Raw genomic sequence first — 6,724 nt, forward strand, 5'->3', positions numbered from 1 at the left:
AGATGTTACTCCTGTTCCCGCGCGTCAGTTAGGATCGATCGGGTTGGTGATGAAGCCAACCGTCGGATAACCCGAAATCTGGACGTTGTAGATCGCACCGGCGACGCAGCGCCAAGGCGATTCGACGTCACCACGAATGTGGACCTGCGGGATGAGATCCGGGTTTGCCATGAGAGCCTGCGGACCACCTTCGCGCTTCACGATCGCGTCAAGACGCTTGAAGGCCTGGTCGCGCAGTTCCTCGGAAGTCACCGGCGTCACGTTGTTGATGTAGATGCGGCATTCACCGCCGCGGTTCGCACCCTGGAAACCGGGTTCGCCCGCGCTCTTGCCCGAAGCGTCGGTGGTCGAGACGGTAAGGAGGAGATTCTCCACCTTGTCCTTCGACTCCTGCGCTACGATGACGGGAATGCGCAGCTTCTCGATCGTCTGAATCGCGACCGGAACCGCGATCAGGAAGATGATGAGCAGCACCAGCATGACGTCGACGAGCGGCGTCGTGTTGATGTCGGACATCGGTGTCTCTGCACCGCCTCCGCCCGTGGATATCGCCATAGTCTTATCCTAATCCTTGCGTTGCCTGGGGGTCGGCAGCGACTTCTCGCATGCTTCGAGCCGCCGCCTTCTTCTTGACCCCGACGGGGGCGGATCGGGTCAATGAGCCGATCCGCTTCGTTCCCCGTGCTCTTACGGCTTGGCGGGAGCGGCAGCCGGCTTGGCGGGGGCCGGAGCAGCCTTGGCCGCGACAGCGACGGTCGGCTTGATGGCGCCCTTCGAGTTGATGTTCGCGAGAATGTCGTTCGAGAAGCCGGTCAGCAGTTCGGCAATGCGCTTGTTGCGCGACTGCAGGTAGTTGTAGGCAAGCACGGCCGGAACGGCGACGAGCAGACCGAGCGCGGTCATGATCAGCGCTTCACCGACCGGACCCGCGACCTTGTCGATCGAGGCCGAACCGGCGAGACCGATCGCGATCAGTGCGCGATAGATGCCGACGACGGTACCGAACAGACCGATGAACGGCGAGGTCGCACCGACAGTGGCGAGGAAGGGCAGGCCGCCGGAGAGGCGAGCGTTGATGGTCGCTTCCGAACGCGACAGCGAACCGTGCAGCCAGTCGTGGGCTTCAAGCGAGTCGGTCATCTTCGAGTGCTGGTCTTCAGCGGCGATGCCGTCTTCGACGAGCTGGCGCCATGCGCTGTTCTTCTCGAGCTTGGCAGCGCCTTCACGCAGGGTCGGAGCCTTCCAGAAGGTCGTGCGGATCGCGTTGAACTGGCGCAGGATCTTCGACTGCTCGAACCACTTGGTGAACAGGATGTAGAACGAACCGAAGGACATGATGCCCAGGATGATCACGGTCGCGTAAGCGATGAAACCGCCCTGCTGAAGCGCTTCGGCGAAGCCGAACTTGTTCTGCGGCGCGCCCGCGGCGGCAAGGATGTCAACGATAAGCATGCGAGTTACCTCTCAAGAAGAATGCAGGATGTGATCGGAGCGGTCGAATTACCCAATGACCTGAACCGATCCCTTGGAGATTAGTTGAGCTTGTACACGATCGCGGTCGAGTACGACGACGAGATCGGGTTGCCGTCCGCATCGAGCGCCGGGTCGAAGCGCGCGTAGCGCTGCATACCGTCGCAAGCGGCCTCATCCAGATCCGGGCTGCCGCTCGAAGCGGAAACGGAACAGGCCGAAACCTTACCGTCGCCACCGACAGTCACGCGAACACCGACGCGGCCTTCGCGCTCTTCACGAGCAGCGCGGGTCGGATAGTTCGACTGAATGCGGGCGGCCCAGCTGCCCTGGCCCTTCGGCTTGACGCCGCGAGCCTTAGACGGACCGGGCGGCGGCGGCGGCGGAGCCGGCGGCGGCGCTGCGGTCTGGATCACCACCGGCGGAGCCGGGGGCGGAGTGATCACAGTCTGCACCGGCGGCGGAGCCGGGGCGATGTTGATCGGCGGCGGCGGCGCCACGATAGGCGGCGGCGGCGTATCTTCCTTCGGAGGCGGCGGCGGTGGCTCTTCCTCCTTGGGCTTTTCCTCCTTGATATCCACGGTGGTCACCTTGTTGATGACCTTCTTCGCCGCCTCATAGGCCAAGCCGGTGACGAGCGCATAGCCGACGAAGACATGGATCAAGGCGACAATGACAAGAGCAACAACCTTGTTGGTGCTCATCTGCTGGTCAGCGTAAGCCATTCAGACGCATCACTCCATTACCAAGCCCCGGACAAAAATTCCCGGAAGAACATGCCCAAGGGCGCCCATGGACTCCCCCCCGGAAAGAGGGAACCCATGACGAAACTCCAAATTACCCACCCTGACGGCTAACAGTCTGCCCATCCGACGACAATACGAAACGGGAGGCGAACCGAGGAGCTATTGCTATTTTTGCCCCATTTTGCAGGCTTCTTAACGTCGAAGCCCACCCCACGCAACGCCTTATCGGCCCAGCGGGGGTTAACGCGCGATTCATGCCCGGTTAGCTCAAATTGATCCAGTGCAATTTTGAGTTGAGGCCGCTCAAGGGCTATAAGCCATCGCATTTCCACGGAGATTATCGTCCATGCCTTTGATTTCGCGCCCCCTTGCAGCGGCCCTGGCGGGTGCTTACATCGCGCTTGCGCCCCTTGCGGCGAGCGCCCAGGGGCCGCTCGAGACGCCCGATGAAGTCACTTATGCCGACATCGCCGACCTAGCTGATTCGGCAGGTCTCGTGGTGCAGGCCCAGATCGCCAAAATGACCCGCATCGATAATGAACGGGCGCGCGGTCTCACTCCGGGACATGGACGCTTCTATATAGAGGCCCGCACCAGGGCCCTGCTGGTGGGCAAGGCCCCACTCGGCGAATCGGTCACCTACCTCGTCGACCTCCCGCTCGACGCCAAGGGCAAGGCACCCAAGCTGAAGAAGCAGGTCGTGTTCCTATTCGCACGCGCCGTGCCGGGCCGTCCCGGCGAACTTCAACTCGTCTGGCCGACCGCACAGCAGATTTCCACGCCCGCGCGCGAGACACGGCTCCGTTCGATTCTCCAGGCCCTTGTCGCTCCTGACGCGCCTGCGAAGATCACCGGCGTGCGCGAGATGCTGTTCGTCCCCGGCAATCTCGCAGGTCAGGGGGAGACCCAGATCTTCCTCAATACCCACGATAATTCGGCCGCCTCGATCACGGTGAAGCACGAACAGGGCCAGGCTCCGACATGGGGCGTGTCGTTCTCCGAACTGGTCGCCGACCTCGGCCACCCCCCGGAACCGGACACGCTCGAGTGGTATCGGCTCGCCTGCTTCCTGCCCCGTACCCCGCCTGCCGGCGCCAATGTCTCGGGCAGCTTCGCCGAGCAGCAGCAGGCTCTGGCGGACTATCGCATGGTCCTGAGCCAGCTCGGCCCCTGCGCGCGGACACTTAAGTGACACCGCGATCGGCGTTCGTGCTGGAATTTGACGCCCGCCTGCCTTAGTGCGCGCTCCCGAACAAGGAGCTAGCATGGCCGAACCGCTGAATATCGCGCTTGCCGGACTGGGAACCGTCGGCACCGGCGTCGTCCGTCTCATCGAGACCAATGCGGAGCTGATCGCCCGCCGCGCCCGCCGTCCGATCCGCATCGCCGCCGTCAGCGCGCGCGACCGCACCAAGGATCGCGGCGTCGACCTCTCGCGCTACGACTGGGTGGACGATACCGCCGCCCTCGCCGCGCGGGGCGACGTCGATGTGGTGGTGGAGATGGTCGGCGGCTCGGACGGCCCGGCCCTCGCCCTCGCCCGCAACTCGATTGCGGGCGGCAAGAGCCTCGTCACCGCCAACAAGGCGATGATCGCGCATCACGGGCTGGAACTGGCCGCCGCCGCAGAGGCGAAGGGCGTCGCCCTCAAGTTCGAGGCGGCCGTCGCGGGCGGCATCCCGGTCATCAAGGGGCTGTCCGAAGGCGCCGCCGCCAACGCCATCGAGCGCGTCTACGGCATCCTCAACGGCACCTGCAATTACATCCTCTCGACCATGGAGGACACCGGCGCGGACTTCGGCGACGTGCTCGCCGAGGCGCAGCGGCTTGGCTATGCCGAGGCCGATCCGACCTTCGACATCGAGGGCATCGACGCCGCGCACAAGCTGTCGATCCTCGCCGCCATCGCCTTCGGTTCGCAGCTTCGCTTCGACGCGGTGGAGACGATGGGCATCAGCCGCGTCAAGGCCGCCGACATCGAGCAGGCCCGCTCGCTCGGCTACGTCATCCGCCTGCTCGGCATGGCCGGTGTCGATCTTGCGAGCGGCACTCCCCGGCTGTTCCAGCGCGTACGTCCGCACCTGGTGCCCATCGATCATCCCCTCGCCCACGTCGACGGAGCGACCAACGCGGTCGTGGCCGAAGGCAACTTCATGGGCCGCCTGCTGTTCCAGGGCGCAGGCGCCGGAGACGGCCCAACCGCCAGCGCGGTCGTCGCCGACATCATCGACATCGCGCGCGGCGAAAAGGGTGCGGCATTCTCGATGCCCGCGGGCGAACTGGAAGCGATGGAACCGGCGGAATCCGGGCACCGTGTGGGCAGTTCCTACATCCGCTTCACCGTGCCGGACCGCCCGGGCGTGCTGGCCGACATCACCGCCGCCATGCGCGATGCGGGAGTCTCGATCGAGAGCCTGATCCAGAAGGGCGATCCCGATCAGGACGGCGAAGTCATCCTGGCGGTCGTCACGCATCCGGGGCCGGAGAGCGCCGTCACCGAGGCGATGCGCATTCTCGACGGGTCGGACAGCCTGACCGCGAAGCCGCTGGTGATGCAGATCATCGGGGCCTGAGATGGGCCGGGGGACGCCTCTTCGGAGGCATCCGTCCTGTACGTTCTATTCCTGAGCACTCCCGGAGCCGCCACTCCGGGACGCTGCCGTCATGGCGCGCGCAGTTCGCCCTTGGCGATCTTGTCTGCGTCCGAACCGGCGGGAGCCTCCGGGATCGTCGACAGGTCGATAATGTAGGGCTGCTCGGGCGGGCACGGCGGGATCATGCACAAGCCGCCCATCGTCGCCTTGCCCTTGAAGATGCCGTTGCCCGAAACGTCCGGCGTGCGCGGTCGCCCATCGTTGGCGCCCACGCCGGTCGGGTCGTCGTCTCCGGTGGAGGGGACGCGATACTGGTCCGGCGTCGGCGCGCAGACCACGATCTCGCCCTGCTTCATGGTTCGCAGACAGGCGTTGCGCGAAGTATCCTTCGTGATACGACCACCTGTTCCCAGCATTTTTTCGGCGATCGCACGATCTCCTGCAGAAGCGCCGGAAGCGTCTTGAGCAATCGCCGGCGCGGGAGCGATTATTGCGATTGCGAAAGGGAAAATCCAGCTTCTCGACAATTCAAAATCCTCTGTCTAATCGGTGAAAATCTTGCCTCCCTGGATTAATCCGGAGTGAACATGTCCGAAAACACTACCCCCGCAAGTCATGTACTCGATCGCGTTCTGGTCCTCGAAATGGTGCGCGTCACCGAGGCTGCCGCCATCGCCGCGTCCTCCCTCATAGGGCGCGGAGACGAGAAGGCAGCCGATCATGCCGCAGTCGAGGCAATGCGCAAGGCCTTTGACGGCCTCTACATCGACGGGACGGTCGTGATCGGCGAGGGGGAGCGCGACGAGGCGCCCATGCTCTTCATCGGCGAGAAGGTCGGCGGCGCTCCCGGCAAGGGTCCGAAGATCGACATCGCGCTAGATCCGCTCGAAGGCACCACCATCACCGCCAAGGCCGGACCGAACTCGCTGGCAGTGCTGGCGGCGGCGGAGGAAGGCGGCCTCCTCAACGCGCCCGACGTCTATATGGAGAAGATCGCGGTCGGCCCCGGCTATCCGGACGGCGTCATCGACCTCGACAAGACCCCGACCCAGAACGTCGAGGCGGTGGCGGCGGCCAAGGGCGTGAAGCCTTCGGACATCATCGTCTGCGTGCTCGACCGCCCCCGCCACGAGGCGCTGATCGCCGAGCTGCGCGAGATCGGCTGCGGCGTCGTGCTGATCGGCGACGGCGACGTGGCAGGCGTCATAGCGGTGACCGACGAGGATACCACGATCGACCTCTACATGGGCTCGGGCGGCGCGCCCGAGGGCGTCCTCGCGGCGGCGGCGCTGCGCTGTGTCGGCGGGCAGTTCAACGGCCGCCTGCTGTTCCGCAACGACGACGAGCGCTCCCGCGCCCGCAAATGGGGCATCAAGGACCTCGACAAGATCTACAAGCTGGAGGAACTGGCCAAGGGCGACTGCATCTTCGCCGCCACCGGCGTCACCAGCGGCTCGCTGCTCGACGGGGTGAAGCGGCGCAAGGGCGGCATCATGACCACCGAAAGCGTGGTGATGCGCGCCAGTTCCGGCACCGTGCGCTGGATCAGGGGCGAGCATCGGATCTGATGCAAGGTGACAGGGTTTACACGGTTGACACGGTCCAGGGGCAAAAGACGTCACCTTGGGCCGGAAAGTGTCACCTTGCGGGCCTAAGGTGACACATTTTGCGCTGGATGTGTCACCTTGTGCGGATGAGGTGTCACCTTGTGGTGTAACCTTGTGGCGGAAGGTGAGCGGCGGACGGGGCATGAGCGCAATGTACCGGAGCGCGCCATGTGTAGGAAAGCGGACCTTCGAAAAGCGCCCCATTGGGGACCTTGTATATCCTCCCTGTTCCGCAGGAATGGGGAGGGCGACCGCCGACGAAGTCGGTGGTGGAGGGGAGAAGCCCCTCCGTCAGCCCTGCGGGCTG

Annotated in this window: 7 protein-coding genes; 3 read left to right on the plus strand and 4 right to left on the minus strand. The window is 64.7% G+C overall.

Annotated elements, in window-relative coordinates; translation table 11 throughout:
- Window positions 1–24: 24 nt before the first annotated feature.
- From ACYPYD_RS17550 to ACYPYD_RS17560, 3 genes are all read right to left on the minus strand, one after another.
- The gene (locus tag ACYPYD_RS17550; RefSeq protein ID WP_008829624.1) at window positions 25–555 is read right to left on the minus strand and encodes an ExbD/TolR family protein; all 531 of its coding nucleotides are present in this window, start codon (window positions 553–555) and stop codon (window positions 25–27) included.
- Window positions 556–687: 132 nt separating this feature from the next.
- Window positions 688–1,452: a MotA/TolQ/ExbB proton channel family protein gene (locus ACYPYD_RS17555; protein WP_008829623.1), complete on the minus strand. Its 765-nt coding sequence runs from the start codon at window positions 1,450–1,452 to the stop codon at window positions 688–690.
- 80 nt (window positions 1,453–1,532) lie between these two features.
- Window positions 1,533–2,195, minus strand: coding sequence for a TonB family protein (locus ACYPYD_RS17560; protein ID WP_008829622.1), 663 nt, complete (start codon window positions 2,193–2,195; stop codon window positions 1,533–1,535).
- 367 nt (window positions 2,196–2,562) lie between these two features.
- On the opposite strand from ACYPYD_RS17560, the gene ACYPYD_RS17565 reads away from it, so the two are divergent.
- Both ACYPYD_RS17565 and ACYPYD_RS17570 read left to right on the plus strand, forming a co-directional pair.
- Complete coding sequence (locus tag ACYPYD_RS17565) at window positions 2,563–3,408, plus strand: hypothetical protein (RefSeq protein WP_036529914.1); 846 nt, start codon at window positions 2,563–2,565, stop codon at window positions 3,406–3,408.
- A gap of 73 nt (window positions 3,409–3,481) precedes the next feature.
- Window positions 3,482–4,789 (plus strand): homoserine dehydrogenase, encoded by a 1,308-nt coding sequence (locus ACYPYD_RS17570; protein WP_008829620.1) that lies wholly within the window; start codon window positions 3,482–3,484, stop codon window positions 4,787–4,789.
- Between the two features lie 89 nt (window positions 4,790–4,878).
- On the opposite strand, the gene ACYPYD_RS17575 is transcribed toward ACYPYD_RS17570, so the two are convergent.
- Window positions 4,879–5,166 carry a hypothetical protein gene (locus tag ACYPYD_RS17575; protein ID WP_231958052.1) on the minus strand — a complete coding sequence of 96 codons (288 nt, stop codon included), beginning with the start codon at window positions 5,164–5,166 and terminating at the stop codon, window positions 4,879–4,881.
- A gap of 231 nt (window positions 5,167–5,397) precedes the next feature.
- On the opposite strand from ACYPYD_RS17575, the gene glpX reads away from it, so the two are divergent.
- Complete coding sequence (gene glpX, locus ACYPYD_RS17580) at window positions 5,398–6,378, plus strand: class II fructose-bisphosphatase (RefSeq protein ID WP_008829618.1); 981 nt, start codon at window positions 5,398–5,400, stop codon at window positions 6,376–6,378.
- The last annotated feature ends 346 nt before the right edge of the window (window positions 6,379–6,724 follow it).

Source organism: Novosphingobium sp. 11B (assembly GCF_054589055.1).

What these genes read in the sequence shown, in the direction of transcription:
- ACYPYD_RS17570 (WP_008829620.1), top strand. Translation starts at nt 3,482, where the DNA reads ATGGCCGAACCGCTGAATATCGCGCTTGCCGGACTGGGAACCGTCGGC.
- ACYPYD_RS17550 (WP_008829624.1), bottom strand. Translation starts at nt 555, where the DNA reads ATGGCGATATCCACGGGCGGAGGCGGTGCAGAGACACCGATGTCCGAC.
- ACYPYD_RS17565 (WP_036529914.1), top strand. Translation starts at nt 2,563, where the DNA reads ATGCCTTTGATTTCGCGCCCCCTTGCAGCGGCCCTGGCGGGTGCTTAC.
- ACYPYD_RS17560 (WP_008829622.1), bottom strand. Translation starts at nt 2,195, where the DNA reads ATGGCTTACGCTGACCAGCAGATGAGCACCAACAAGGTTGTTGCTCTT.
- ACYPYD_RS17575 (WP_231958052.1), bottom strand. Translation starts at nt 5,166, where the DNA reads ATGAAGCAGGGCGAGATCGTGGTCTGCGCGCCGACGCCGGACCAGTAT.
- ACYPYD_RS17555 (WP_008829623.1), bottom strand. Translation starts at nt 1,452, where the DNA reads ATGCTTATCGTTGACATCCTTGCCGCCGCGGGCGCGCCGCAGAACAAG.
- glpX (WP_008829618.1), top strand. Translation starts at nt 5,398, where the DNA reads ATGTCCGAAAACACTACCCCCGCAAGTCATGTACTCGATCGCGTTCTG.